We start from the raw sequence: 1163 nt of genomic DNA on the forward strand, positions 1-1163 counted from the left end.
AGCCGGGTGATGAGGGGGGTGATGGTGCGGCCGGCGCGTTCGGCGGCGTCCCAGTCGCGGTGCCTGAGCTGGTACTTCTCGGAGTCGAGGTACTCCTCGCCGCCCTCGCGCAGGGGCGCGTTCTCACACAGTTCGTAGCCGCTGTAGATGCCCCAGGTGGGGGAGAGGGTCGCGGCCAGCACGGCGCGGACCTCGAAGGCGGGCCGGCCGCCGTGCTGGAGGTAGGCGTGCAGGATGTCGGGGGTGTTGACGAAGAAGTTGGGCCGCATGTAGGCGGCCGACTCCCCCGACAGGTCGCTCAGGTAGTCGGTGAGTTCCTGCTTGGTGGTGCGCCAGGTGAAGTAGGTGTACGACTGCTGGAAGCCGATCTGCGCGAGGGTGTGCATCATCGCGGGCCGGGTGAACGCCTCGGCCAGGAAGATGACGTCCGGGTCGGCGCCGTTGATCTCGGCGATCACCCGCTCCCAGAACACCACCGGTTTGGTGTGCGGGTTGTCGACCCGGAAGATCCGCACCCCGTGCTCCATCCAGTACCGCAGCACCCGCACGGTCTCCGCGACCAGGCCGTCCATGTCGGCGTCGAAGGCGATGGGGTAGATGTCCTGGTACTTCTTCGGCGGGTTCTCCGCGTAGGCGATCGTGCCGTCGGCCCGGTGGTGGAACCACTCCGGATGCTTGAGCACCCACGGATGGTCCGGGGAGCACTGCAGCGCGAAGTCCAGGGCGATCTCCAGCCCCAGCCCGCGGGCCTGCCCGACGAACCAGTCGAAGTCCTCGATCGTGCCCAACCGCGGGTGCACCGCGTCGTGGCCGCCCTCCGGCGAACCGATCGCCCACGGCACCCCGACATCCTCCGCCGACGCGGACAGGGTGTTGTTGCGGCCCTTGCGGAACGTCGTGCCGATCGGGTGGACCGGCGGCAGATACACGACGTCGAAACCCATCCCGGCGATCGCCGGCAGCCTGCGGGCCGCGGTACGGAACGTGCCGTGCGGCTGCTCCGCGGTGCCCTCCGAACGCGGGAAGAACTCGTACCAGGCGCCGTACAACGCCCGCTCCCGCTCCACCAGCAACTCCCGCGACGCCGACGCGCTCACGTACTCACGCAGCGGATACCGCGCCAGCACCGCGTCCACCTCCGGCGTCAACGCCGCCGCCAGCCG

General features: G+C 69.6%; 1 pseudogene. It reads right to left on the reverse strand.

What is annotated here, in order from left to right:
* A pseudogene (locus ABZT03_RS44650) lies at positions 1–1163 on the reverse strand (alpha-1,4-glucan--maltose-1-phosphate maltosyltransferase); the annotation flags it as partial.

It is taken from the genome of Streptomyces sp. NPDC005574, from assembly GCF_040605435.1.
GTDB lineage: Bacteria > Actinomycetota > Actinomycetes > Streptomycetales > Streptomycetaceae > Streptomyces.